Source organism: Roseomonas sp. USHLN139 (assembly GCF_037145735.1).
Classification (GTDB): Bacteria; Pseudomonadota; Alphaproteobacteria; order Acetobacterales; family Acetobacteraceae; genus Pseudoroseomonas.
The window spans coordinates 159177-182513 of record NZ_JBBCWY010000005.1; the positions used below are offsets into that span (position 1 = coordinate 159177).

At 73.3% G+C, this 23337-nt stretch carries 23 protein-coding genes and 1 riboswitch; of the genes, 8 read left to right on the plus strand and 15 right to left on the minus strand.

Going from position 1 to position 23337, the window contains the following annotated elements:
• Positions 1–7 precede the first annotated feature (7 nt).
• From WFI16_RS15610 to pdxR, 7 genes are all read right to left on the minus strand, one after another.
• Positions 8–1414 (minus strand): type II and III secretion system protein family protein, encoded by a 1407-nt coding sequence (locus tag WFI16_RS15610; RefSeq protein ID WP_419898751.1) that lies wholly within the window; start codon positions 1412–1414, stop codon positions 8–10.
• Positions 1414–2274: a Flp pilus assembly protein CpaB gene (cpaB, locus tag WFI16_RS15615; protein ID WP_419898752.1), complete on the minus strand. Its 861-nt coding sequence runs from the start codon at positions 2272–2274 to the stop codon at positions 1414–1416. Before cpaB ends, WFI16_RS15610 begins: the two co-directional genes overlap by 1 nt.
• A complete protein-coding gene (locus tag WFI16_RS15620) occupies positions 2274–2786 on the minus strand; it encodes a prepilin peptidase (protein ID WP_419898753.1) in 513 nt (170 codons plus the stop codon). Before WFI16_RS15620 ends, cpaB begins: the two co-directional genes overlap by 1 nt.
• Before the next feature lie 68 nt (positions 2787–2854).
• The gene (locus tag WFI16_RS15625; RefSeq protein WP_419898754.1) at positions 2855–3070 is read right to left on the minus strand and encodes a Flp family type IVb pilin; all 216 of its coding nucleotides are present in this window, start codon (positions 3068–3070) and stop codon (positions 2855–2857) included.
• Between the two features lie 97 nt (positions 3071–3167).
• The gene (locus WFI16_RS15630) at positions 3168–3797 is read right to left on the minus strand and encodes a lytic transglycosylase domain-containing protein (RefSeq protein ID WP_419898755.1); all 630 of its coding nucleotides are present in this window, start codon (positions 3795–3797) and stop codon (positions 3168–3170) included.
• A gap of 48 nt (positions 3798–3845) precedes the next feature.
• Positions 3846–6272, minus strand: coding sequence for a zinc-dependent metalloprotease (locus tag WFI16_RS15635; protein ID WP_419898756.1), 2427 nt, complete (start codon positions 6270–6272; stop codon positions 3846–3848).
• 50 nt (positions 6273–6322) lie between these two features.
• Positions 6323–7756: a MocR-like pyridoxine biosynthesis transcription factor PdxR gene (gene pdxR, locus WFI16_RS15640; protein WP_419898757.1), complete on the minus strand. Its 1434-nt coding sequence runs from the start codon at positions 7754–7756 to the stop codon at positions 6323–6325.
• A gap of 103 nt (positions 7757–7859) precedes the next feature.
• Between pdxR and WFI16_RS15645 the strand changes: the two genes are divergently transcribed.
• Positions 7860–8570 (plus strand): pyridoxamine 5'-phosphate oxidase family protein, encoded by a 711-nt coding sequence (locus WFI16_RS15645; RefSeq protein WP_419898758.1) that lies wholly within the window; start codon positions 7860–7862, stop codon positions 8568–8570.
• Here the strand turns inward: WFI16_RS15645 and WFI16_RS15650 are convergent.
• Positions 8555–9160, minus strand: a complete 606-nt coding sequence (locus WFI16_RS15650; protein ID WP_419898759.1) for a TetR/AcrR family transcriptional regulator — start codon at positions 9158–9160, stop codon at positions 8555–8557. The two genes, WFI16_RS15645 and WFI16_RS15650, sit on opposite strands and share 16 nt — an antisense overlap.
• 124 nt (positions 9161–9284) lie before the next feature.
• On the opposite strand from WFI16_RS15650, the gene WFI16_RS15655 reads away from it, so the two are divergent.
• From WFI16_RS15655 to WFI16_RS15670, 4 genes are all read left to right on the plus strand, one after another.
• Positions 9285–9668: a RidA family protein gene (locus WFI16_RS15655; protein ID WP_419898760.1), complete on the plus strand. Its 384-nt coding sequence runs from the start codon at positions 9285–9287 to the stop codon at positions 9666–9668.
• A gap of 206 nt (positions 9669–9874) precedes the next feature.
• Complete coding sequence (locus WFI16_RS15660; protein WP_419898761.1) at positions 9875–11443, plus strand: TerC family protein; 1569 nt, start codon at positions 9875–9877, stop codon at positions 11441–11443.
• An 88-nt stretch (positions 11444–11531) separates the two neighbouring features.
• Complete coding sequence (locus tag WFI16_RS15665; RefSeq protein WP_419898762.1) at positions 11532–11996, plus strand: carboxymuconolactone decarboxylase family protein; 465 nt, start codon at positions 11532–11534, stop codon at positions 11994–11996.
• Complete coding sequence (locus WFI16_RS15670; RefSeq protein ID WP_419898763.1) at positions 11983–12885, plus strand: sigma-70 family RNA polymerase sigma factor; 903 nt, start codon at positions 11983–11985, stop codon at positions 12883–12885. The genes WFI16_RS15665 and WFI16_RS15670 overlap by 14 nt, the downstream gene beginning before the upstream one ends.
• On the opposite strand, the gene WFI16_RS15675 is transcribed toward WFI16_RS15670, so the two are convergent.
• A complete protein-coding gene (locus tag WFI16_RS15675; protein WP_419898764.1) occupies positions 12882–13808 on the minus strand; it encodes a homoserine O-succinyltransferase in 927 nt (308 codons plus the stop codon). The two genes, WFI16_RS15670 and WFI16_RS15675, sit on opposite strands and share 4 nt — an antisense overlap.
• Positions 13809–13855: 47 nt before the next feature.
• Positions 13856–13969: riboswitch (SAM-I-IV-variant riboswitch) on the minus strand.
• Between the two features lie 200 nt (positions 13970–14169).
• On the opposite strand from WFI16_RS15675, the gene fumC reads away from it, so the two are divergent.
• Positions 14170–15603 carry a class II fumarate hydratase gene (gene fumC / locus WFI16_RS15680; protein WP_419898765.1) on the plus strand — a complete coding sequence of 478 codons (1434 nt, stop codon included), beginning with the start codon at positions 14170–14172 and terminating at the stop codon, positions 15601–15603.
• 42 nt (positions 15604–15645) lie between these two features.
• On the opposite strand, the gene WFI16_RS15685 is transcribed toward fumC, so the two are convergent.
• Positions 15646–16659 carry a C-terminal binding protein gene (locus tag WFI16_RS15685; protein WP_419898766.1) on the minus strand — a complete coding sequence of 338 codons (1014 nt, stop codon included), beginning with the start codon at positions 16657–16659 and terminating at the stop codon, positions 15646–15648.
• A 2-nt stretch (positions 16660–16661) separates the two neighbouring features.
• On the minus strand, positions 16662–17597 hold the full coding sequence (locus tag WFI16_RS15690) for a dihydrodipicolinate synthase family protein (RefSeq protein ID WP_419898767.1): 936 nt from the start codon (positions 17595–17597) through the stop codon (positions 16662–16664).
• Positions 17598–17741: 144 nt separating this feature from the next.
• On the opposite strand from WFI16_RS15690, the gene WFI16_RS15695 reads away from it, so the two are divergent.
• On the plus strand, positions 17742–18689 hold the full coding sequence (locus WFI16_RS15695) for a LysR substrate-binding domain-containing protein (protein ID WP_419898768.1): 948 nt from the start codon (positions 17742–17744) through the stop codon (positions 18687–18689).
• A gap of 17 nt (positions 18690–18706) precedes the next feature.
• Positions 18707–19633 (plus strand): PfkB family carbohydrate kinase, encoded by a 927-nt coding sequence (locus tag WFI16_RS15700; protein WP_419898769.1) that lies wholly within the window; start codon positions 18707–18709, stop codon positions 19631–19633.
• A 15-nt stretch (positions 19634–19648) separates the two neighbouring features.
• Here the strand turns inward: WFI16_RS15700 and WFI16_RS15705 are convergent, their stop codons facing one another.
• The 4 genes from WFI16_RS15705 to WFI16_RS15720 form a co-directional block, all read right to left on the minus strand.
• The gene (locus WFI16_RS15705; RefSeq protein WP_419898770.1) at positions 19649–20329 is read right to left on the minus strand and encodes a hypothetical protein; all 681 of its coding nucleotides are present in this window, start codon (positions 20327–20329) and stop codon (positions 19649–19651) included.
• Positions 20326–21330 carry a zinc-dependent alcohol dehydrogenase gene (locus WFI16_RS15710; protein WP_419898771.1) on the minus strand — a complete coding sequence of 335 codons (1005 nt, stop codon included), beginning with the start codon at positions 21328–21330 and terminating at the stop codon, positions 20326–20328. The genes WFI16_RS15705 and WFI16_RS15710 overlap by 4 nt, the downstream gene beginning before the upstream one ends.
• Positions 21330–22307, minus strand: a complete 978-nt coding sequence (locus WFI16_RS15715; RefSeq protein WP_419898772.1) for a Bug family tripartite tricarboxylate transporter substrate binding protein — start codon at positions 22305–22307, stop codon at positions 21330–21332. Before WFI16_RS15715 ends, WFI16_RS15710 begins: the two co-directional genes overlap by 1 nt.
• A gap of 107 nt (positions 22308–22414) precedes the next feature.
• Positions 22415–23317: a LysR family transcriptional regulator gene (locus WFI16_RS15720; RefSeq protein WP_419898773.1), complete on the minus strand. Its 903-nt coding sequence runs from the start codon at positions 23315–23317 to the stop codon at positions 22415–22417.
• Between the last annotated feature and the right edge of the window lie 20 nt (positions 23318–23337).

Below are 23337 nucleotides of genomic sequence, written 5' to 3' on the forward strand. Positions count from 1 at the left end.
CATCGCCTCAGCGCAGCAGGAAGCCGGCATCGCCCGGCGGCGGCAGCACCGCCGGCGCGTCACGTCGGGCGAAATGGCGGAACAGCAGGATGCGCTCGGCATCATCGGCCGGGGTCTGGTCGGCGGCCGGGCCGCGCAGCGCCGCGGGGTCGCTGACCGGGCGCACCAGATAGGGGGTGACGACGATCACCAGCTCGGTCTCGCTGCGCTGGAAACGGTCGGAGCGGAACAGCGCGCCGAGCACCGGCACCTCGCCCAGCCAGGGCACGGCGCGGCCGGTGGTGCGCTGGCTGTCCTGCATCAGCCCGGCGATGGCGAAGCTCTGCCCGCTGCCGAGCTCGATGGTGGTCTCGGCGCGGCGCACGGTCAGCGCCGGGATCTGCAGGCTGGAATTGTCGGCCGACAGCCGGATCGCGCCCTGCTCGGACAGCTCGCTGACCTCGGGGCGGACGCGCAGGCTGATGCGGCCGGGCTGCATCACCGTCGGCACGAAGGCCAGGCTGATGCCGTACTGCTTGAACTCGATGCTGATCTGGTCGTAGCGGCGGCCGACGGGGATCGGGAACTCGCCGCCGACCAGGAAGCTCGCGGTCTCGCCGGAGAGCGCGGTCAGGTTCGGCTCGGCCAGGACATTGATCAGCCGGTCCTGCGCCAGCGCGTCAATCAGGCCGTTCAGGTTGACCGCCCCCGTATAGCCGGCGCCGTAGCGGCCCGGCAGGTTGGTCGGGTCGGCCAGGGAATTGTTGGTCGCCGCGCCGATGGCGAAGCGGCCGATCGCGCCCATCGCCTGCCAGTCCAGGCCGAATTGCCGCGTCACCTCGCGCGAGACCTCGGCCACCCGCACCCGCAGATTGACCTGGGCCGGGCCTTCCACGGTCAGGCGGTTCTCGACGCCCTGCCCGCCGGCGGCGAAGCTGCGCACCAGCGACAGGGCCTGCTCGGCCTCGGCCGGCTGCGCCACGCTGCCGGACAGCAGCAGGCCGCCCGGCCGCGCCTCGACCCGCAGCGCCCGGCCGGGCAGCAGGCGGTGCAGCGCCGCCTGCGCCTCCTCGGCGCCGAAGCTGCCGGGGCGGACCATCACCTGGTACTGCGCCAGCGGCTGGCCGGCGGCATCCATGGCGGCGATGGTGGTGCGGCCCGGCGCCACGCCGAAGACGAAGAGGCTGGTCGGGCTGGCCGGCCGCACCTCCGCCACCTTGGGATCGGCGGCGAAGAGGCTGGCGGCCGGGGCGGGCAGGGTGACCACGCGGCCGCCCCCCGCCTCCAGCAGCAGGGCGCCGGGCTGCGCCGGGACAGTGGCTTCCGGCGGCCGCGGCGCCGGGCCGCGCTGCGCCGCGCCCGGCTGCGGCATCAGCAGCACGACCAGCATCGCGGCGGCGAGGCGGCGGACCGGCGAGGCGGGCATCGGGCGCATCAGAAGCGGATCTCCTCGGTCTTGGCGGGGCCCTGGAACAGGCGCAGCATGGGCCCTGTCTGGTTGCCAGGGTCTTGCAGCGCCGCCGAGACATCGCCGCTCCAGGTCAGCGGCAGGCGCGGCGCGGCGCCGGGCGGCTCCGGCAGGGCGGCGCGCACCGTCAGCGCCAGCCGGCCCAGCCGGCCGGCGACGGCGACGCGCTCGGCCTGGGCCGGGGTGACCTCCAGCGTGACGGTGCGGTTGCCGCGCTCGACGCCGGCGGCGTTGTCCAGGCTGACCGCGCCCTGCACCAGCCGCTGGTCGATGGCGACGACGCGCAGATCGGCCAGCACCGTCTCGCCGGCGACGCGGCGGGTGGCGGGCAGGCTCTGCGCATCCAGCGCCTGGGACAGCAGCAGGTCGACGCGGTCGCCCGGCCAGATCAGCCCGGCGGTGCCGGTGACCGCGTCGACGCCGATGCTGACGGCGCGCATGCCGGGCGCCAGCACCGCCGCCAGGAAGCCGCGGTCGCCGGGGCGGATGACATCCTCGCCGGCGCGCAGCGGCTGCCCGGCCGCCATCGACTGGCGCAGCATGGCGCCGATCAGCTCGGCCCGCTCCGCCGGGGTGTCCGGGCGGGCGCCGGCGGGCAGGCTGGCGGCCGGCAGCTCCAGCCGCGACAGGTCGTCGGGTCCGAGCAGCGCGCCGGCGCGCAGCGGACGGCCGGCGGCAATCACCGCGGCCAGGACGGGCGGCGGCGCGGCGGGGGCCTCCACCAGAATTGGCGGGGCCGCGGGTTCCGGGCGCAGCGCCAGCCAGGCCAGGCCGCCCAGGCAGGCCAGCGCCAGGGCAGCGATCAGGCCGAGCAGGGCGCGCAGCATCAGGGCAGCCTCCCGCCGGCATGCAGCAGCGGCAGCAGCGCGCCGGCGGCGATGGCCACCGCATAGGGCAGCGGCCCGCCGCGGCGCAGCCGCCGGCATTCGGCGCGCCACAGCCGGTCCGTCAGGCTGGTCCGCGACCGGCCCGGCAGCGCCGCCGGCAGGGCCAGCCGCCGCCGCGCCAGCCAGTAGGGCAGGGCCAGCACGCCGCCGGCCAGGGCGATGGCCAGCAGCAGCCCGGGCAGGGCGTCCGGGGCAGCGAGGGGGATGATGGCGGGCAGCAGCTTGGCATCGCCGCCGCCGATCAGGCCCATCCGCCAGAGCAGCAGCGCCGGCAGGGCGACCAGCGCCGCCAGCGCCAGGGCCTGGCCGGCCTGGCCCTCGCCCAGCCGCAGCGCCAGGCCGATGCCCAGCAGCCCCAGGCTGGCGCTGTCGGGGATGGTGCGGAGCGCCAGATCGTGCAGCGCCACCAGCAGCAGCAGCAGCAGGGCCATGCAGACCAGCGGCGTGTTCATCGCCCGCATTTCCTTGTCACGCCGTCCCCGTCATGCCGGCCCGCCTGGCGCCGGCGGCGGCCGCACCCTCAGGACCCGCCGATGGCGGTCGCCACATCGTTGAACTTGGCGGCGATGTTGGTGCCGAGCAGGCGCACGCTGACGATGATGGCCACCGCGATCAGTGCGGCGATCAGCCCGTATTCCAGCGCGGTGACGCCCTGGCGGTCCTGGCGCAGCCGCCGCAGCCCGCGGCCGAGGCGCCGCACCGCCGGGCGAAGCCAGGAGGGGGAGGGAAAACGCATGGGTCTCGGCTCCTCGCGAAGGGGACGAAGCGCGGCCAAGGCGCCAGCGCGCCGACAGCCTGGACCAGAAGGGTGGATTTTTTACGAAGCCCGCCGCTCAGGGCCGCACCAGCCGCGGCAGGCGGGGCGGCGCCTGCAGCCAGACGACCACCGCCGCCGCCTGTCCCGGCCGCTGCACGGCCAGCGGCCGGGCCGTCGCCGCCAGGGCCGGCGGGGTGGCGGGCGGCAGCGTGCCCAGCCAGGCGGCGACACGGGCGCGATAGGCGGCGCCGCGCTGCGGATCGCCGGAATGGTAGCGCGCCACGGCCTGCATCCAGTCGCCGGTCTCGGCCTGCAGCCGGCGCAGGAAGCGCGCGGCATAGGCGGCGTTCAGCGCCGGGGAGAAGCCGTCCTCGGGGGTGGGAAAGGCCTGCGGATGGTGCTGCAGGTTCACCTGCAGGCAGCCGATGTCGATGCTGCGATGGCCGGCGGCCTGCAACTGCCGCAGCCGGGCCAGGGCCTCCTCGCGGCTCTCCAACAGAAAACCGGCGCCGCCGGCATTCAGCGCCCAGGGCCAGGGCTCGACGCCCATGGCGGTGCGGCGGCCGCTTTCCACCCGGCCGATGGCGCGCAGCAGGCCGGGGGGCAGGGCCTCCGCCCGCTCCGCCGCCTCGATGGCGGGGCCGCAGTCTTCCGCGGCCGCCGCGCTGGCCATGAGCAGGAAAACGGCAAGGAGGCGGGCGTGCATGCCCGCCTGCTTGCCGCAGGGTGGGTTAAGATCCCGCCTGCTGCCGCCTCAGATCGGCGAGCCCGGCGGCACCGGCAGCGTCGCCGGGTCGCGGAAGCGGGCCGGATCGACCATGAAGATGGCGAGGGCAGCGAGCGCCGCCTCGCGCTCGGCGGCGCCCAGGGCATCGGCCGGGGGCGGCGCCGTCTCCAGCCAGGCGGCCAGGCGGCGCAGCGTGGCGCGGACCACGGCGCGGACGCTGAAGGACGCCTCGGGCGAGGCGCCCAGCGCCATCAGGTGGCGCAGCGCGACCTGGGCGATGCGCAGCTGCACGGCGCGGGCCAGGCCGGTTTCCGCCGGCGCCTTCCAGACCTTCTCCAGCGTGGTGTCGAAGATTTCTTCCAGGGACGGCAGGGAGGCGTCGCGGTGGTGGTGCTCGATCAGCCGTGCCGCGCGCTGCGGATGGAAGACGAAGAAGAAGCCGTGGGTGGCGGCGGCCTCGGCGGCGCCCAGCGGGTCGAAGGCGGCGCCGGCCTGGCCGGGCAGCAGGTCGCGGGTGGCCAGGAATTCCGGCGGGCGCGGCGGGATGGCGCGCAGGATCGCCTCCGGCAGGGTCAGCGCGGCGGGCGACAGCGCGGCCAGCACGACGTCCAGCGCGCGGCGCTGGTCGGCGGCCGGGACCAGGGCGGTCGGCACCTGGCCGTCGCCGCGCAGGGCATAGCGCCAGTCGAGCCCGCCGATCAGCTTCACCGCCGCCTCCAGCTGGTAGCGGTGCAGCAGGAAGAGGCCGGTCAGCCGGTCGCCGAGCTCGGCCATCGGCCGGCCGGGCTTGATGACGCGCTCGCCGAAGCGGGACAGGGCGGCGGCGCGCACCGTCATCAGCCGGGTCAGCTCCTCGGCGGCATCCGATCCGGTGTCCCAGTGGTGGCCCTTGGGATGCATGCCGTTCTCGGGCAGCGCGTCCTGCTGGGCGAGGGTGTAGAGCCCCTCCTCGTGGAACGCCTTCTCGAGGATCGCGTCCAGGCCACGCTTCTCTTCCTCGGGCGTCGTGCCGGGCGGGAATTCGGAATAGCCCCAGGTGATGGAAATCTCGTCCCAGCGGCCGACGTCTGTCCCGTAGGCGGCGTCGAGCCTGACCTCGCCCGCCTCGTCCAGCGTCAGCAGCGGCGCCGGATAGTCGCAGACCGACATGTCCTGGCCGTGGTTGCTGGCGATGTGGTTGTGATCGAGCCCCAGCGTGTGCGAGACCTCATGCGCCGAGAGCTGCCGCAGCCGGGCCAGCATGAACTCCTCGACCGCCTTGCACGGCTTCGCGTCGTCATAGGGGGCGAGCAGCGCCTCGGCCAGGCCGCGCAGATGGCGGTCGCGCAGCGCGGTCAGCGTCACCTCGCCCTTGATGATCTCGCCGGTGCGCGGGTCCCAGATCATGGTGCCGTAGGAGAAGCCGCGGCTGCCGCGCGGCACCCAGGTGATGGTGTTGAAGCGGATGTCGAGCGGATCGGCATCCTCGGGCAGCAGCTCGACGCGGAAGGCGTCGATGAAGCCGGCGGCCTCGAAGGCGCGGTTCCACCAGCGGGCGCCATCCAGCAGGGCGCTGCGGATCGGCTCCGGCGCGCCGCGATCGACGTAATAGACCAGCGGCTTGACCGGGCGGCTGCGCGCGGCGGTCGGGTCGGCCTTCTGCAGCCGGTGGCGGATGGCGTAGTGGACGTCGAAGGGTTCTTCCAGCGAGCGGCCGAAATCGTGGAAGACGACGCTGTTGAAGAAGGAGCCGCGCGGATCGAATTCGCGCGGGCGGTAGCCGGGCTCGGGCAGGGCGATGAAGCAGTGGCGCAGCCGGATGCTGATGGCGCGCGGATCGGGGGCCAGCGCCGCCAGCCCCTCGCGCTGGCCATTGCCGTTCCAGAAGGGCAGTGTCTCGGCATCGGGGTTGGCGAAGGTCAGGATCGCCTCGGCCTGGCTGTTGCGCGGGAAGGCGCGGTGGCCTTCCTCCGCCAGCGCCGAACGGCGGGCATCCAGCGTGTAGCGGCCGCGCGTCGCGGCGCGCGACAGGGTGCCGGCGATGTCGCGGGCGTCGTGCAGCAGGAAGGCGGTCGCATCGACCAGCAGGGTGCCGCCGGCCTCTTCCAGGATGTCGAAGCCCCAGAGGATCGAGTCGGGAAAGGCCTGGCGCAGCGCGAGTTCCTGGGCCGGCTCGCCGCTGGAATTGCGCCAGGCATAGTTGACGGCGATCAGGAACAGGCGCGGGCCGCGCCGCTCGAAGCGCACCACCTGCGGCCGGCTCATGCCGCCGCGCTCCAGCCGCAGGTCGCCGATGCCCTGCGCCAGGCGGGTGATGTACAGAAATTCCTCGCCGAGGCGCGGCAGCTCCAGCAGCACGCGGCCGCCGGCCGCGTCCCAGTGCAGGGTGACGAAGCCCTCCATCCGGGCGAGGCCCGTGGTGGCGGCAAAGGCGGGGGCGGGGGCGGCGGTGGCCGGCAGGGCGGTCCGGGTCATCTCGGGCGGTGTCATGGCGGCGCGGACTGTTCTGCCGCGCGCGCGCCGCGTCAACCCGGGCGCCGCAGTCCCGTCTCGCGGCAGGCGGCGGCGGTCGCCGCCCCGAGCCGCTGCGCGGCCCGCTTCAGCGCGGCCGGCGGATGGCCGGAGAAGCCCAGGACGAAGCCATCCGGCTCGGCCGGCGCCATCCGGGTGTCGGAGAGCAGCCAGCCCTCCACCCCGGCGGCGGCGCGGATCGCGGCCGCGCTGCCCGGTGGCAGGCCGGCGGGCAGGGGGGTCAGCAGATGCAGCCCCTGGCCGGGCACCGCCGGGCGCAGCCAGCCCGCCGAGGCCTGCGCCAGGGTCGCCGCCAGCAGGTCGCGCGCGGCGCGGTAGCGCGGCCGCATCCGCCGCAGATGCGCGGCGTAGAAGCCGCCGGCGATGACGCCGGCCAGCGCCCCGGCGGTCAGGCTGGGCGGGAAGCGGTCGGTCAGCAGGCGGGCGGCGACGACGCGCTCCAGCAGCGCCGGCGGCAGCACGGCGAAGCCGATGCGCAGGCCGGCGAAGAGCGTCTTGGAGAAGGTCCCCAGATAGATCACGCGGCCGCCGCCATCGATCCCGGCCAGCGCCGGCAGGGGCGGGCCGGCATAGCGGAACTCGCTGTCGTAGTCGTCCTCCAGCACATAGGCGCCGGCCGACTGCGCCCAGTCCAGCAGCGCCAGCCGCCGCGCCATGGCCATGGCGGCCCCGGTCGGGAACTGGTGCGAGGGGGTGACATAGGCGAGCCGCGCCCCGGGTTCGCAGGCGATGCCGGCGGCGACGTCGATGCCGGCGGCATCCACCGGCACCGGCACCAGCCGGGCGCCGGCGGCCGAGAGGATGCGGCGCGCGGTGGGATAGCCGGGATCCTCGATCCAGGCGGCGTCGCCCGGCGCCAGCAGCGCTTCGGCGCAGAGCCGCAGCCCCTGCTGGGTGCCGCTGGTCAGCAGGATGCGCGCCGGATCGCAGACCACGCCGCGGCTGGCCGCCAGATGCACCGCGATCGCCTGGCGCAGCGCCAGGCTGCCGCGCGGATCGCCATAGCCGAAATGCTCGGCGGACGGGTTCTTCAGCTGCTGCCGCAGCAGCCGGGAGAAATGCCCGAGCAGCGCGGCATCGGGCAGGGTGCGGCCGAGCGCGAAGGGGATCTGGCCGGGCAGGGAAAGTGCCGGCGGCGGCGCTGTCTCGGCCGGGCCGCGCGGCAGCCGGGCCGCGACATAGGTGCCGGCGCCGCGGCGGCCCTCGGCCAGGCCCTCTTCCAGCAGCTGCTCATAGGCGGTGACCACGGCGTTGCGCCGCAGGCCGAGCTGGGTCGCCAGCGCCCGGCTCGACGGCAGCCGCAACCCGGCCGCCAGCCGCCCGCCCAGGATGGCGGCGCGCAGCGCGGCCAGCAGGCGCTGCGCCTGGCTGCCGGGGCCGTCCAGCTTCAGCGGCAGGTCGAGCAGCCCGGGAGAAGTGGTCGGCAAGATGCGCTCCGGATTGGTCCTCGCACCGACCACTTTTCCGGCGCCAGATGGCCGCGTCAATGGCCCGCCGCCCCGGGCCAGGCCGCCAGGAGATCCCCGCACCATGTCCGAGAGCTATCCCGTCGACGCCGTGAACCGCGTCAAGCGCCGCCACGATCGCGGCTTCTACGACCATGACACCGTGCATGCGCTGCTGGACACGGCGGCGCTGTGCCACGTCGCCTATGCCATCGACGGCCAGCCCTATTGCACGCCGACGCTGTTCTGGCGGGAGGGGACGCGGCTCTACTGGCATGGCAGCAGCGCCAGCCGGATGCTGCGCAACCTGTCAGCGGGCGAGCCCGCCTGCCTGACGGTGACGCATCTGGACAGCCTGGTGCTGGCCCGCTGCGGCTTCAACCATTCGGCCGACTACCGCTCGGTGATGGCGTTTGGCCTGGCCAGGCTGGTGACCGATCCGGCGGAGAAGGAACGCGCCCTGGTGATGATGGTCGACCGCTTCTTCCCCGGCCGCACCGCCGGGCTGCGGCCGAGCACGGCGCAGGAGATCAAGGCCACCGCGGTGATCTCGATGCAGATCGACCGGGCATCGGCAAAGATCCGCGCCAAGGGCGTCGCCGATGACGACGAGGATTACGAACTGCCGATCTATGCCGAGCGGCTGCCGGTGCGCACCATACTCGGGCCCGCGGAGCCCTGTCCGCGGCTGATGCAGGCGGTGGCGCGCGGCGCCGACCTCGCCCCCTATGCGCCCGGCCGCAGCCTGGACGAGGCGCTGACCGAGGCCTATGCCCTGGCCTATCCGCGCGGCTGACCTTCGGCCAGCAGACCCTCGGCCATGCGGCGGAAGGCGTCCACCGCGCGGGCGAGGGTGGCGGGCGGGTCGTCGCTGGCGGCGATCCACAGCGCGGCGTTCAGCGCGGCGCCGTTGATCAGCCGCGCCGCCGCCTCCGGGTCGACCGGCGCCAGGGTGCCATCGGCGACCAGCGCCTCGACCATCGCAATGCTGGTGCGCAGGCAGGCATTCTGGTTCGGCCAGCGCGACGGATCGCCCAGCACCGCCGGCCCGTCCAGCAGCATGATCCGCTGGATCTCGGGGTCCAGCGCCAGCTCGATATAGCCGATGCCCTCGGCCAGGAAGCCGAGCCAGGGGGTCGCCGCCGCGGCGCGCAGGCGGGCGGTATGGGCCAGCATCTCGGCGTCGATCTCGGCGATCACCGCCTGCAGCAGCCCCTTCTTGTCGCCGAAATGATGGTAGAGCGCGCCACGGGTCAGGCCGACCTCGGCGGTCAGCTCATCCATGGCGGCGGCCGCATAGCCTTTCTCGGCGAAGGCGCGGCGGGCCGCCCGGATCAGCGCGGCCCGGGTTTCTTCCATCTTCTCGGCTCGGCGGCCCGTGGCCATGCGCGCGGCTCCTGTTCACATACGTCGCGTATGTGAGTTGACATACATCGTGTATGCGACCACTTTCCTCACATACGCGGCGTATCTGAAATAGGCGCTGCGTCCCCGGAAAGGAACCCCCGCCATGCGTGACGCCATCTTCCCCGCCGGCCGCCAGGATCTCTACGAGATCAACAGCTATTCCGCCGCCATCCGCTCCGGCGATTTTCTGTTCATCTCGGGGCAGGTGGGCAGCCGGGAGGACGGGTCGCCCGAGCCCGACTTCGCCAGGCAGGTGGAGCTGGCCTTCGCCAATCTGGAGGCCGTGCTGAAGGCCGCTGGCGCCGGCTTCGACGACATGGTCGACGTGACCAGCTTCCACACCGACCCGAAGACCCAGTTCGAGACGGTGAACCGGATCCGCACCAAGGTCTTTGCCCGGAAGCCTTATCCGAACTGGACGGCGGTGGGCGTCACCTGGCTGGCCGGCTTCGACTTCGAGATCAAGGTGATCGCCCGGCTCCGCTGACTGTCCGTTCACGAAATCGCAATCTTGCGGAAAGCCAGGGAATAGCCGCGCCCCTCGCCGCGTAGGTGGGGGGTGCAGCGCCACCCTCGCCGCCGGACCGTCAAGACGGCCCGGCCCCCCGCTCCCGAACCGGCCGACCCTTCCAGTCGGGCGGCAGCGGGGCGGCGGCGTGTGCGCCGCCCCCTGCTGGAGCACCGTTAAGAAACATGGAATGGATCGCCGACCCGACCGCCTGGTTGGGCCTGGGGACGTTGATCGTGCTGGAGCTCGTGCTCGGCATCGACAACCTGATCTTCATCGCCATCCTGGCCGACAAGCTGCCGCCCGAGCAGCGCAACAGGGCGCGCCTGATCGGCCTATCGCTGGCGCTGCTGATGCGGCTGGCCCTGCTGGCCGGCATCGCCTGGATCGTCGGCCTGACCGCGCCGCTGTTCACCGTCGCGGGCATGGACATCACCGGCCGCGGGCTGATCCTGGTCGGCGGCGGCCTGTTCCTGCTGTTCAAGGCCACCACCGAGCTGCATGAGCGGCTGGAAGGCGCCGCGGCCGCCACCGACCGTCCCCGCGTCTGGGCCAGCTTCTGGCAGGTGGTGGCGCAGATCGTCGTGCTCGACGCCGTCTTCTCGCTGGATTCCGTGATCACCGCGGTCGGCATGGTCCAGCACCTGTCGATCATGTACATCGCCGTCGTCACCGCCATGGTGGTGATGCTGGCGGCGTCGCGGCCGATGATGCGCTTCGTCTCGGCGCATCCGACGGTGGTGATCCTCTGCCTGGGCTTCCTGCTGATGATCGGCTTCAACCTGATCGCGGAAGGCCTCGGCCTGCCGATCCCGAAGGGCTATCTCTACGCCGCCATCGGCTTCTCGGTGCTGATCGAGGCTTGCAACCAGCTGGCCCGCCGCAACCAGGCGAAGCGGCAGAATCTGGGCGACCGCCGCCAGCGCACCGCGACCGCGGTGTTGCGGCTGCTGGGCGGCCGCGAGGATTATTCTGCCGGTGCCGAGCCTGGCCCGGCGGCCGAGCCGGCCGTGGCGGAGCCGGCGCCCATCTTCGGCCCGGCCGAGCGCGCCATGGTGCAGGGGGTCATGGCGCTGGGCCAGCGCAGCCTGCGCTCGATCATGACGCCGCGCGCCGAGATCGACTGGCTGGAGATCGACCTGCCCCCCGGGGAGCAGCGCCGCCGGATTCTCGAAAGCGGCCATTCGCGCTTCATCCTGGCGCGCGGCGGCATCGAGGCGGTGGTCGGCGTCGCCCTGGCGCGTGATCTTCTCCGTGACCTGCTCGACCACCAGCGGATCGACGTGGAGAAAAGCGTCCGCCCGGCGCTGCTGGTGCCCGACCGCATGGGCGTGCTGGTGCTGATGGAGAAGCTGCGCGCCGCGCCGGTGCAGCTCGCCGTCGTGGTCGACGAGTTCGGCGGGCTGGAGGGCATCGTGACGCCCACCGACATCCTGGAGGCCATCGCCGGCGGCTTCCAGGAGGGCGGCGCGTTGTCGCCGCTGCTGGTGGCCGAGGGCGAGGATGCCTGGCTGGCCGACGGCCAGATCGACCTGCACAGCCTGGACCAGCAGATCGGCACGCAGCTGGCCGGCCAGGCCGGGCGCTACACCACGCTGGCCGGCTTCGTCATGGGGCGGCTGGGCCGGCTGCCGGTGGCCGGCGACCGCTTCCAGGACGGCCGCCTGGTCTTCACGGTCGAGGAACTGGTCGGCCGCCGCCCGGGCCGCACCCGCCTGCAGCGCGTCGCCGAGGAGGCGGTGGGCGCCGGCTGAGCAGAAAACGCCGGGGCCGTGTCACAGCGGCCCCGGCTGTTCCGTCATGGGTCCGAAGCCTGCATGGTGCAGGCCCGGAGCAGAGACCATGACCCCGCGCATCGCCACCCCCTACAAGCACATCCCCGAAGGCCTCAAGGCCATGATCGCGCTCGAAGCCAGCTTCAGGAGCTCGACCCTCGAGCATTCGCTGCAGGAGCTGGTGAAGCTGCGCGCCTCGCAGATCAATGGCTGCGCCTTCTGCCTGCACATGCATGCCAGCGACGCCCGCGCGCATGGCGAGACCGAGCTGCGGATCTACATGCTGAACGCCTGGCGGGAATCGCCGCTCTACACCCCGCGCGAGCGCGCCGCCCTGGCCTGGACCGAGGCGCTGACCCATGTCGCCGGGACCGGCGCCCCGGATGCCGATTATGCGGCCGTGGAAGAGGAATTCAGCGAGACCGAGCGGGTGCAGCTGACCCTGCTGATCGGCGCCATCAACCTGTGGAACCGCCTGGCGATCGGCCTGCGCTACCAGCATCCGCTCGAGCTGGCGCATGCCGCCGCCTGACGCGGCCATGGAAGCCTTCGCGCGGCAGCGGCCACGGCTGCTGCGCCTGGCCTATCGCATGCTGGGGTCTTCCGCCGAGGCGGAAGACATCCTGCAGGAGGCCTGGATCCGCTGGCAGGGTGCCGACCGCGCGGCGGTGCAGAGCCCGCCCGCCTTCCTGACCCGGGTGGTGACGCGGCTCTGCCTGGACCAGCTCGGCTCCGCCCGCGCCCGGCGGGAGAGCTATGTCGGCAGCTGGCTGCCCGAACCGCTCTACGAGCCGGAGCCGGACGAGATGCGCGCCGACGAGATTACTCTGACCTTGATGCTGGCCCTCGAACGCCTCTCGCCGCTGGAGCGCGCCGCCTTCCTGCTGCACGACGTCTTCGAGGTGCCGCTGCCCGATGTGGCGGCCGCGCTGGGGCGCGACCCGGCGGCGGCGCGGCAGCTGGCGGCGCGCGCCCGGGCGCATGTGAAACAGGCCCGCCCGCGCTACAGCGTCGCGCCGGCCGAGGGCGAGCGCATCGCCGCCGCCTTCTTCCGCGCCTCCAGCACCGGCGATGTCGCGACGCTGCGCGGGCTGCTAGCCGAGGGCGTGGTGCTGCAGGCCGATGGCGGCGGCAAGGTGGCCGCCTTCCTGAACCCGATCCTGGGCCTGGAGAAGGCGCTGCGGCTGTTCGCCGGCCTGGCGCGCAAGCCGCGGCATGAGCCCGCCGAATTCCTCCGCGCCTGCCGCATCGACGGGCTGCCCGGCTATGTCAGCCGCGAGCGCGGCGGGGTGCTGCAGACCACGGCCCTGGCCATCGAGGAGGGCCGCATCACCGCCATCTACATCACCCGCAACCCGGAGAAGCTGCGCCAGGTGGCGGCCGCCCTGGCCGCGACGCCACCTGACGGCCCCTTGAGCTAGCCGCGCTTTACCCCGATCGCCGCCGGGTCGAAGGGCGTGGTCTGGTAGATCTGGTTGATCCAGTTGCCGAAGAGCAGATGCGCGTGGCTGCGCCAGCGGTTCTCCGGCTTCGCCGCCGGGTCGTCCTTCGGGAAGTAGTGGCGCGGCTTGGCGACCGGCGTGCCGGCGGCCAGGTCGCGGAAATACTCTTCCGCCAGCGAGCTGGAATCATATTCGATGTGGTTGAACATGTGCAGCGCGCCGTGCTTCGGGTCGTCCAGCAGGCAGAGGCCGGTCTCCTCCGATTCCATCAGCACGCTCATGCCGCTGTCGGCCGGGATGTCGGCGCGGCGCACCTCGGTCCAGCGCGAGACGGGGATGGAGAAATCGTCGGAGAAGCCGCGCAGATAGGGCGAGGCCGGGGCCAGGTTGCGGTGCCGGTAGACGCCAAAGGCCTTCTCCGCCAGCGGATGCTTCGGCATGCCGTGGAAATGATGCGCCGCCGCCTGCGCCCCCCAGCAGATGGTGAAGAGTCCGTGCACATGGCGCTGCGTCCAGTCGAGGATGCGGCGCAGCTCGTCCCAATAGGTCACCGCTTCGAAGGGCAGGGTCTCCACCGGAGCGCCGGTGATGATGAACCCGTCGAAACGCTCGCGGCGGACGCTTTCCCAGTCGCTATAGAAAGAGAAAATATGCTCGCTCGGGGTGTTGCGGGCGACGTGGTGGGTCATCCGCACCAGGGTCAGCTCGACCTGCAGCGGCGTCGCGCCCAGCAGGCGGGCGATCTGCGTCTCGGTGCGCACCTTGTTCGGCATCAGGTTGAGCAGGCCGATCTTCAGCGGGCGGATATCCTGCCGCACCGCATCCGCCTCGCGCATCAGCATGACCCCTTCGGCGGCGAGCGTCGCGGCGGCGGGCAGGTCGTCGGGGATCTTGATCGGCATGGCGCGGGGCCTCGGCTGGTGGGGGAGCCGGACGGACGCGCTGTGGCAGGGACCCGAATGATTGCCGGTTCGGCCACATCCCCCCTGGCAAACCAGGGAGCGCCACCTTGCCCGGGCGGGCAGGTTGGCGTCGGGCGTCGGCCCAACTCTTGATGTCGCTTCCCTTCTAGGCAGCCGGGCGCGGCTTGGCAATGCCGTGCCCGCCGCCCGGCCGGCCGGGCAGCGTTGCCCCGCCTCGATCCCGGCAGTATTGAGAATGCGTCTCATCTTCATGAAGCGCGCACCCTGGTCTGCCCGGGCGCGCGCACCACATGCCAGCGGAGCAGGGCGCCGGGCGCGCCCATCCAGGACGGAGGATCGCATGCAGAAGCTGCCCATCGGGACGAATGCCACCGGAAGCCGCACTGAGAGCGATTCCATGGGCCAGATCGAGGTGCCCGCCGCGCATTACTGGGGCGCCCAGACCCAGCGCAGCCTGCTGCATTTCTCGATCGGCACCGCGGCCGACCGCATGCCCGCCGGCATCCCGCAGGCCTTCGGCTATGTGAAGAAGGCCGCCGCCCTGGTGAATGCCCGCGCCGGCCGGCTGGACCAGGCCAAGGCCGAGGCGATCGCCGCCGCCGCCGAGGAGGTGATCAGCGGCGCCCTTGACGACGAGTTCCCGCTCTTCGTCTGGCAGACCGGCTCCGGCACCCAGACCAACATGAACGCCAACGAGGTGATCGCCAACCGCGCTTCGCAGCTGATGGGCGGCAGGATCGGCACCGGCCGGCTGGTGCACCCCAACGACGACGTCAACATGGCGCAGTCGTCGAACGACACCTTTCCCACCGCAATGCATGTCGCCGCGGTGCTGGAACTGCGGCATCGCGCCATCCCGAGCCTGGAGGCGCTGGCCGGCGCCATCGAGGATAAGGCGCGGCTCTGGGCGGACGTGGTGAAGATCGGGCGGACCCATCTGCAGGACGCGGTGCCGCTGACCGTCGGCCAGGAATGGTCGGGCTGGGCGCGGCAGATGCGCGACGCGCTGGCCAATCTGGAGCGCAGCATCGACGGGCTGCTGGAGCTTGCCGCCGGCGGCACCGCCGTCGGCACCGGGCTGAACGCGCCGGCCGGCTTCGCCGAGGCGATCGCCGCCGAGATCGCCCGGCTGACCGGCCAGCCCTTCCGCACCGCGCCGAACAAGTTCGCGGCGCTGGGCGGGCTGGATGCGATGGTGGCGGGGATGGCCGGGCTGCGCGGCGTCGCCGTGGCGCTGCTGAAGATCGCCAACGACATCCGCTGGCTGGCCTCCGGGCCCCGCTGCGGCCTGGGCGAGCTGACCCTGCCGGAGAACGAGCCAGGCTCCTCGATCATGCCGGGCAAGGTCAATCCGACGCAGTGCGAGGCCATGGTCATGGTCTGCACCCAGGTCCTGGGCGAGGATGCGGCGGTGGCCTTCGCCGGCAGCCAGGGCCAGCTGAACCTGAATGTCATGCGCCCGGTGATCATCATGAACTTCCTGCGCTCGGCGCGGATCCTGGGCGATGCGGCCGGCACCTTCCGCCGCTACACCATCGAGGGGACCGAGCTGAACCGCACCCGCATCGCCGAGCTGCTGGACCGTTCGCTGATGCTGGTGACCGCGCTGGCGCCGGTGATCGGCTACGACAAGGCGGCGAAGATCGCGCACAAGGCGCATGTCGAGGGCTCGACCCTGCGCGAGGCGGCGCTGGCCAGCGGCTGGATCGACGGCCCGGCCTTCGACGCGGCGGTGCGGCCGGAGCAGATGGTGGGCGAGATGCCGGCCATCTGATCGGAGACCGGGCGGGCCTTCGCAGGCCCGCCCGGCTGTCAGTCAGTCGGCTTCAGGCGGGATGACGTTGGTCGACAGGCCATCCAGCAGAACGTCGCGCATGGTCTCGGCACCCTTCACCCGGATGTCGAGCAGCGATTCCGGCGCGTGGAAGGCGCTGTGCGGCGTGATGATCAGCCGGCCGCGCAGCCATTCCTCCCGCGCCCGATAGGCCTGCAGCAGCGGCGGCTCGGGCAGGGGGACCGGCTCGACCGGCAGCACGTCGAGGCCGGCGCCGGCGAGGTGCCCGCTGCGCAGATTGGCCTCGACCGCGTCGAGGTCCAGCACCGGACCGCGGGCGGTGTTGATCAGCACGGCATCCTTCGGCAGCTGCGCCAGTTCGGCGGCGCCGATCAGGCCGCGCGTCTCCTTCGTCAGCAGGCAGTGCAGCGACAGCACGTCCGACTGGGGAAGCAGCTCCGCCAGGCTGCGGCAGCGGTTGATGCCAAGCGCCCGATCCACCCCGTTGGGCAGCTTCGGATCATAGAAGAAGACCTTGAAGCCCAGCGCCTTGGCGCGCAGCGCGACCGCGGTGCCGATGCGCCCCAGCCCGACGATGCCGAAATTCTGCACGTTGAGCCGGCGGATCACCGGCGCGTCCAGGTAGTTCCAGGCCGCCGGCGGGTCGCTGCGCTGCACGTCATGGTGCAGCAGCAGCCCGCGGCGCAGCGCCAGGGTCATGGCGATGGCGTGGTCGGCGATCTCCGAGGTGCCGTAGTCGGGCACGTTGCAGACCTTGATGCCGCGCGCCGCGCAGGCGGCGCGGTCGACGCGGTCATAGCCGACGCCGAGGCGCACCACGACCTTCAGCTTGGGAAAGCGCTTCAGGTCGTCCGCGGTCAGCCAGTTGCGAAAGACGAAGAGGCCTTCCGCCTGCTCGGCCAGCGCCGGCGGCAGCGCGTCATAGCTGCCGAGCCCACCGCCCCGATGCAGAGAAACGCGCCCGCCGAAGATCGGCGTCTCGAAGGTGTCGTCAGGATAGAGCGCTTCCGGCTCCAGGACGGTGATCGGCGCCATGGTCAGCCCAGCTTGCCGGCGCGCGGGTCGTGCTTCGCCACGCGGGACAGCAGGTACTCGACCTCGGCCTTCGCCTTGGCGGTGAGCGCCGCGCCCGGCTTGCGCTGCGCGTCGGAGGCGATGATGCCGCGGCGGGCCATGACATACTTGCGCACGGCGAGACCCGTCGGGCCCTGCTGCTGCTCGTAGCGGAGCAGGGGGAGGTGGCCGTCGAACAGGTCATGCGCCTCGTCGCGCTTGCCCTCGGCCTGCAGGCGGACGATGTCGCAGAGCATGTCCGGGAAGGCATAGCCGGTCATCGCGCCATCGGCGCCGCGCTCGACCTCGAAGTCGAGGAACAACCCGCCATTGCCGCAGAGGATCGAGATCGGCTTCATCGAGCCATCCGCCTGGAAGCCGCGCAGCGTCGAGATCTTCTCGAGGCCGGGCCAGTCCTCGTGCTTCAGCATCACACACGCAGAATTATCCTGGACGATGCGGCGGATGACGCCGGGCGTCATGACGACGGAGAAGGTCTGCGGGAAGTCCTGGATGACGAAGGGGATCTCCTCGCCGATCGCCTCGCTGGCCTGGCGGTAATAGGTGACGATCTGGTCGTCAGTGCGCAGCGTGTTGGGCGGCGCGATCATCACGCCGGCGGCACCCTTGTCCATCGCCGCGCGGGCGAGGGTCCGCATGGCGGCGAAGCCCGGGGCGGAGACGCCGACGATGACGGGGATGCCCTTGGCGCGGGCGATGAAGCGGGTGGCGAGTTCCAGCGCCTCGGCGCCGTCCAGCTTCGGGGCCTCGCCCATCACGCCCAGCACGGTCATGCCGGTGCTGCCGCATGCCAGGTAGAAGTCGGTCATCCGGTCGACCGAGGCATAGTCGATCCGCCCCTCGGCATCGAAGGGGGTGGGGGCGATGGGGTAGACCCCCTTGGCGGTGTGGTCGAGCATGGCGTGTCTCCTGCCTGGCGTTTTCCGGGCGCGATCCTGGCCAAGGCGGCATCGCGGGTAAACCCCCCTCGGCACCGTCTTCACCGGACGGATTTTCCGTCATCCGGCCTGGACGAGGGGCCTTCCGCATGGCAGCGGGGCGGCATGAACACCCGCTTCCTGGCCACCCTCTGCACCGTCGCCGAGGCCGGCTCGCTGGCCGCCGCCGCCCGGCGCCTCGGCCTTGCCCATGCGACGGTGGCCGAGCAGGTGGCGGCGCTGGAGCGCGAGCTGGGCGCGCCGCTGCTGACCCGCCGCGGCCGCAGCCTGGTGCTGACCGAGGCCGGCCAGGCGATCCTGGAGCCGGCCGCCGAGATCCTGGCCCGCGTCGAGGCGCTGCGCACCCGGGTGCAGCTCGGCGAGCTGCGTGGCCAGCTGCGCGTCGGCGCGATCTCGACCGCGCTGATCAGCCTGGTGCCGCCGGCGCTGAAGCGCATGGCCGAGCGGCACCCTCGCATGGAGATCAAGGTGCTGCCCGGCACCTCGGCGCTGCTCTACCGCATGCTGGAGGCGGGCGAGCTGGATTGCGCGCTGATCGTCGAGCCGCATTTCTCTCTTCCCAAGAGCCTCGACTGGCATCCGGTGCGGCGGGAGCCGATGACGCTGATCGCGCCCGCTTCCATGCCCGGCCGCACGGCGGCCGAGCTGCTCGCCGCCGCGCCGCTGATCCGCATGGACCGCGCCGCCTGGAGCGGGCGGCTGGTCAACCGGGCGCTGCGCGACCTGGCGCTGCCGCTGCGCGAGCTGTTCGAGCTGGATGCGCAGGAGGCGATCGTCATCCTGGTGGCGCAGGGCCTCGGCGTCTCGCTGCTGCCCGACTGGGGCATCAAGCCGCCGGCCGGCCAGCCGATCCGCCGCATCGCGGTGGGGGATGGCGCCTATGACCGCGTCGTCGGCCTGGTGCTGGCGCGCGGCGCGCGCGAGAAGCTGGCGCGCAGCCTGGCGGCGGCGCTGGCGGAGGCCGGACGCGACATCGCCACGGCCGGCGGCCCGACCGGAAACCTGCCGGGGGGCTTGCCGCCGGCCGCCGCCCAGGCTCCGATAACCGCCTGACGCCGCCGGATCCGCCCATGCTGCCACCCAACCCCGCGCCCCGCATCATCTGCCTGGGGCATGCGACGCTCGACCGCTCCTATGTCATCGAGCGCTTCCCGCCCGGCCCCCGCAAGGTCAAGGCGTTGGCCGCTTTCGCCAATGGCGGCGGCATGGCCTCCTCCGCCGCGGTGGCCGCGGCGCGGCTGGGGGCGCGGGTGTCGCTCTGGGGCCGGGTCGGCGACGACGCGCCGGGCGCGGAGATCCGTGCCAGCCTGGAAGCCGAGGGCGTCGCGACCGATGGGCTGCGCTGCGTCGCCGGCGCGGTCTCGGCGACATCCGCGGTGATCATCGACGCCGCCGGCGAGCGGCTGCTGGCGCATCACGATGGCGACCGGCTGGACGCCGATCCCGCTTTCCTTCCCATCGGGCAGGTGGCGGGCGCCGATGCCGTGCTGGCCGATCTGCGCTGGATCGAGGGGGCGATGGCGCTGTTCGCGGCGGCCAGGGCGGCCGGGGTGGCGACCATCCTGGACGCCGATGTCTCCGACATCGCCGACCTGCGCCCGCTGCTGGCCCTGACCGACTACGCCCTGTTTTCCGAGGGCGGGCTGGCGGAGTTCAACGCCGCCCCGGTGGAGGTCGCGCTGGCGGCGGTGCGGGCGGCTGGGCCGCGCCATGCCGGGGTGACGCGGGGCGCCGCGGGCTACGCCTGGCAGGAGGGCGAGGGCGGGCTCCGGCACCAGCCGGGCTTCGCGGTCGAGGTGGTGGACACCAACGGCGCCGGCGACGCCTTCCATGGCGGCTTCGCCTGGGCGCTGGCCGGCGGGCTGGCGGCAGAGGCCGCGCTGCGCCTGGCGACGGCCGCGGCGGCGCTGAAATGCCGCCAGCCGGGCGCCCGGGCCGGCCTGCCGCGCCGGGCCGAGCTTCTTTCCTTCATTGAGGAAGCCGCGATAGACACCTGATCCTGCAGCTTTTCTTCAGCGCGACCAGGCGAGGAAAAGATCGTCGCGCGGAGGCTGGCGGGGCAGCGCCGGGTCGGGCAGCTCGGCGCGGCGGAGATGCTGCAGCAGGCGCCAGGGGCGGGGCGGCGGTGCCTCCCAGGCAGCGGCGAGGTCCAGCGCCAGGGCGTCGAGCGCCACCGGCTCGGTGCCCTCCAGCAGCAGCAGCGTCTCCACCCCCGGCGGCGGCGCGTCGGGGAAGACCGGATAGGCCGCGCCCGGCGCCGTGCTGCCACCCAGCACCACCCCGGTCAGCGTGCCGGCCTCCAGCAGCGCCTGCAGCCGGGGCAGCAGCGCCTGGAACTCGGCGAGCGGCCGGGCGAAGCGCAGCATCGCCATGGCGCCGCCCTGGCTGCGGCGCGCCACCAGCAGGCCGGTGGCCGGCAGGCGGCGGAAGCCGGTCAGATGCGGCCGCATCCGCGCCGACCAGCGGGTCGGCTCGGCCATCAGCGCGGCGTATGCCGGGGTCTTCAGCGCCGCCAGGCTGTCCAGCGTGTAGAGCGTGAAGAAGTCGGTGCCCTGCTCGGCGCGGTAGCGATGCGCGCCGAGGAAGCCCGGGGCGCCGAGCCGCTCCGGCATGTGCTCGGTGCTGTGCCAGGCCTCGTATTCGGCCATGCGCTCGGGCCGCACGCCATTCCACAGCGCCAGGAAGTCGCTCATGGCCGCAGGATGACCTTGCTGCCCTCGCGGGCGCGCAGCAGGTCGAAGCCTTCTGTCGCGCGCTCCAGCGGCAGCCGGTGGGTGATCATCTTCCGCGCCGTCTCAGCGTGGCGCGACAGCAGGGAGAGCACGCGCGGCCAGTCGGCGATCGGCGCGCGATAGGCGCCGAACAGCGTCTGCTCCATTCGCACCAGCCGGGTCAGGTCGAGCGGCGCCGGGCGGGCATGGATGCCGGCCACCACGAAGCGCCCGCCGCGGCGCAGCCGGGCCAGCCCCTCGGTCACCGCCGCGGCGACGCCGGCAGCCTCGATCACCACGTCGAAGCCCTGCTCGCCGAGCGAGCCCTCGGCCAGGTCGATGGTCGCGATGCCGCCGAGCGAGCGCGCCAGCGCCAGCCGCGGCGCGTCCCGCACCCCGGCCAGGGTGACCTCCGCCCCGGCGAGGGCGGCAAAGAAGGCAATCCCGAGGCCGATCGGGCCGGGGCCGAGGACGAGCACCCGCTCGCCCGGCCGGATCGCCGGCAGTTCGGCGGCATGCAGCGAGACACTCAGCGGCTCGGTCATCGCCGCCAGCTCGGCATCCAGCCCCTCGGGCAGGGCGACGCAGTTCAGCGAGGGCACCCGGACATGGCTGGCGAAGGCGCCGTCGCGGCCGATGCCGATGCCGCGGCGCTGGGTGCAGCCATCCGGGTCGCCGCCGCGGCAGGCGGCGCAGTGGCCGCAGACGGTGGAGGGCCGCACCGTCACCCGCTGGCCGGCCGTCCAGCCGGACACCCCCTCCCCGAGGGCGGCGATGACACCGGCGAATTCATGGCCGATGGTCACCGGCATGGCCGCCGTCATGCTCTCATAGCCGGCGGTCCAGTCGGCGATGTGCAGGTCGGTGCCGCAGATGCCGGCCGCCTCGACGGCGACCAGCACCTCGCCGGCGGCGGGCTCGGGCCGCGCCAGGGTGGCGAAGTCGAGCCCCGGGGCAGCGGCGGTCTTGCGCAGCGCCAGCATCAGTCGATCCGCACCTTGGCGTCGGTGATCACCTGCGCCCAGAGCTTCGCCTCGGCCTCCATGAAGGCGCCGAACTCGGCCGGGCCCATCGCGGCGGGGACGGCGCCGAGCAGCCCGAGCCGCTCCTTCACCGCGCCCTCCTGCAGGGCGGCGGCGAAGGCGCTGTCGAGCTTCGCCACCGGCTCGGCCGGCAGGTCCTTCGGCCCGGCCAGCCCGACCCAGGCGGAGACGTCGTAGCCGGCGAGGCCCTGCTCGGCGACGGTCGGCACCTCGGGCAGGCTGGGCACGCGCTGCGCCACGGTGACGGCCAGCGCCCGCAGCGCGCCGCTCTGGATCTGCCCGGCGGCCGAGGCCAGGGTGCAGAACATCACCTCCAGCGTGCCGGCCAGGGTGTCGGTCAGCGCCGGCGCCTCGCCGCGATAGGGCACGTGCTGGGTCGGCACCTGGGCGCGCAGGCCGAAGAACTCGCCGGCCAGATGCGCCACCGTGCCGCTGCCGCCGGAGCCGAAGGTCAGCGGCTCGCCCGACTTGCGCACAAACTCGGCCAGCTCCGGCATGGTCTTCACCGGGGAGGCGGCGCGCGTCACCACGACGAAGGGCAGCTTGGCCAGCAGGGCGACCGGCGTCAGCTCGCGCCGCCAGTCATAGGGCAGGTCGGTGCGGAAGGCCGGGTTGATCACCGTGGTGGTCGGCACCGCCAGCAGGGTGTAGCCGTCGGGGGCGGCGCGGACCACCGCCTGGGTGGCCGGGATGGTGCTGCCGCCGCCGCGGTTCTCGATCACCGGGCGGCGGCCGAGCGGGGTGCCAGCGGCCTCGGCAATGGTGCGGGTGGCGACGTCGACGCCGCCGCCGGCCGCGAAGGGGACGATGATGCTGGGCGGGCGGGCCGGCCAGGCGCCCTGCGCCAGGGCAGGGGCGGCGAGCGTCGCAAGCGGAAGCGCGGGGGCAAGGGCCAGCGTGGCGCGGCGGGTGAGCATGGGCGTAATTCCTCCGGAGGCAGCAGGGTCTGGGGGCCGGGTTTTTCCGGCTGATTGCGCCGCGCCACCACCCCGCGCAACGGCCAAAGCGGGCAGGGGGTATGCCCTCAGGGCAGAGGCAGCCGGGCCTCGACGGCGCGGATGCCCTCCGCCAGCAGCGCCTCGAAATCCGGCAGCAGCCGGGCCTGCAACCGGTCCAGCACGCGGTGCAGATAGACGTCGAAGCGCGCCGCGGCGGTGGTCGGCCGCACCGCCACCAGTTCAGGGCGGATGGCCATGGCGCTGAAGGCATCGATCAGCGCGATGGCGATGCCGGCCTCGGCCAGGGCGGCGGCGGATTCGGCGAAGCGCACCAGGTGCCGCGTCCCCGGCGCCACCGCGCCCAGGAAGCCGTCGACCATCCGGCCATGCACCGCCTGCGGGTCGAAGACGGCGAGCGGCTGGCCGGCGAGATCCTCCGGCGCCAGCCGCGCCCGCCCGGCCAGCGGCCAGCCGCGCGGCACCAGCGCCACCAGCCGGCCCTGGCCGATGTGCTGGCTGTGGATGCCGGCCTGCCGGACGGGGAAGAGGGTGACCGCGACCTCGCCGGTGCCCTCGGTCAGATAGGGCCCGACCTGGCTGACCGAGAGCACGTCGAGCCGCAGCGCCAGCCCCGGCGCCGCCCGCGACAGCCCGGCCAGGGCTTCCGGCACCAGGGCGCGGCCGAGGCTGGGCGAGACGCCGACCTCGAAGCGCTCGCCGCCCAGCCGGGCGCGCCGCGCCGCGTCGTCGACCGCCCGGCGCAGCGCGTCATAGGCACGGTCGATCTCGCCCAGCATGCGGCGCGCCTCGGCGGTCGGGTGCAGCCGGCCGCCGCGGCGGTCGAACAGCGCCAGGCCGAGCACATCCTCCATCCGCCGGACGATGCGGGTCACCGTCGGCTGGGCGATGCCGAGCCCGCGCGCCGCGCCGGCGAGCGAGCCCGCCTGCAGCACCGCGCGCAGCACCTCGATCTGGCGGAGCGTCAACATCGGCCGGTTATGGGCTCAGC

Coding starts and splice junctions, on each gene's coding strand:
- WFI16_RS15610 (WP_419898751.1), bottom strand. CDS start 1,414: ATGCGCCCGATGCCCGCCTCGCCGGTCCGCCGCCTCGCCGCCGCGATG.
- cpaB (WP_419898752.1), bottom strand. CDS start 2,274: ATGCTGCGCGCCCTGCTCGGCCTGATCGCTGCCCTGGCGCTGGCCTGC.
- WFI16_RS15620 (WP_419898753.1), bottom strand. CDS start 2,786: ATGAACACGCCGCTGGTCTGCATGGCCCTGCTGCTGCTGCTGCTGGTG.
- WFI16_RS15625 (WP_419898754.1), bottom strand. CDS start 3,070: ATGCGTTTTCCCTCCCCCTCCTGGCTTCGCCCGGCGGTGCGGCGCCTC.
- WFI16_RS15630 (WP_419898755.1), bottom strand. CDS start 3,797: ATGCACGCCCGCCTCCTTGCCGTTTTCCTGCTCATGGCCAGCGCGGCG.
- WFI16_RS15635 (WP_419898756.1), bottom strand. CDS start 6,272: ATGACCCGGACCGCCCTGCCGGCCACCGCCGCCCCCGCCCCCGCCTTT.
- WFI16_RS15645 (WP_419898758.1), top strand. CDS start 7,860: ATGTCCGAGAGCTATCCCGTCGACGCCGTGAACCGCGTCAAGCGCCGC.
- WFI16_RS15650 (WP_419898759.1), bottom strand. CDS start 9,160: ATGGCCACGGGCCGCCGAGCCGAGAAGATGGAAGAAACCCGGGCCGCG.
- WFI16_RS15655 (WP_419898760.1), top strand. CDS start 9,285: ATGCGTGACGCCATCTTCCCCGCCGGCCGCCAGGATCTCTACGAGATC.
- WFI16_RS15660 (WP_419898761.1), top strand. CDS start 9,875: ATGGAATGGATCGCCGACCCGACCGCCTGGTTGGGCCTGGGGACGTTG.
- WFI16_RS15665 (WP_419898762.1), top strand. CDS start 11,532: ATGACCCCGCGCATCGCCACCCCCTACAAGCACATCCCCGAAGGCCTC.
- WFI16_RS15670 (WP_419898763.1), top strand. CDS start 11,983: ATGCCGCCGCCTGACGCGGCCATGGAAGCCTTCGCGCGGCAGCGGCCA.
- WFI16_RS15675 (WP_419898764.1), bottom strand. CDS start 13,808: ATGCCGATCAAGATCCCCGACGACCTGCCCGCCGCCGCGACGCTCGCC.
- fumC (WP_419898765.1), top strand. CDS start 14,170: ATGCAGAAGCTGCCCATCGGGACGAATGCCACCGGAAGCCGCACTGAG.
- WFI16_RS15685 (WP_419898766.1), bottom strand. CDS start 16,659: ATGGCGCCGATCACCGTCCTGGAGCCGGAAGCGCTCTATCCTGACGAC.
- WFI16_RS15690 (WP_419898767.1), bottom strand. CDS start 17,597: ATGCTCGACCACACCGCCAAGGGGGTCTACCCCATCGCCCCCACCCCC.
- WFI16_RS15695 (WP_419898768.1), top strand. CDS start 17,742: ATGAACACCCGCTTCCTGGCCACCCTCTGCACCGTCGCCGAGGCCGGC.
- WFI16_RS15700 (WP_419898769.1), top strand. CDS start 18,707: ATGCTGCCACCCAACCCCGCGCCCCGCATCATCTGCCTGGGGCATGCG.
- WFI16_RS15705 (WP_419898770.1), bottom strand. CDS start 20,329: ATGAGCGACTTCCTGGCGCTGTGGAATGGCGTGCGGCCCGAGCGCATG.
- WFI16_RS15710 (WP_419898771.1), bottom strand. CDS start 21,330: ATGCTGGCGCTGCGCAAGACCGCCGCTGCCCCGGGGCTCGACTTCGCC.
- WFI16_RS15715 (WP_419898772.1), bottom strand. CDS start 22,307: ATGCTCACCCGCCGCGCCACGCTGGCCCTTGCCCCCGCGCTTCCGCTT.
- WFI16_RS15720 (WP_419898773.1), bottom strand. CDS start 23,317: ATGTTGACGCTCCGCCAGATCGAGGTGCTGCGCGCGGTGCTGCAGGCG.